The 221-nt window shown below is 35.3% G+C and carries 1 pseudogene; it reads right to left on the bottom strand.

The annotated features are described in order from the left end of the window. Positions 1–221 (bottom strand): annotated as a pseudogene (locus tag DC53_RS22770) (polyribonucleotide nucleotidyltransferase); the annotation flags it as partial.

Here is a 221-nt window from a genome sequence, read left to right as displayed (position 1 = left end):
AATAATTTTAGGAGAATGACGTTTAACTTCAGCTCTTGGAGTATCAATAACCTCAGTTAATTTATCTAATATATGAAGACGTCCGTCACGAGCCTGATTAAGGGCTTGCTCCATGATCTCATAATTTAATCCTTTAATTTTTATATCCATCTGGCATGCAGTAATACCATCAGCAGTACCAGTTACTTTAAAGTCCATATCACCTAAGTGATCTTCATCAC

This window comes from Pseudoalteromonas fuliginea (genome assembly GCF_000690055.1).
Lineage (GTDB): Bacteria > Pseudomonadota > Gammaproteobacteria > Enterobacterales > Alteromonadaceae > Pseudoalteromonas > Pseudoalteromonas fuliginea.
The sequence above is the reverse complement of the archived record's forward strand: the minus strand, read 5'-3'. Positions and strand labels throughout refer to the sequence as shown.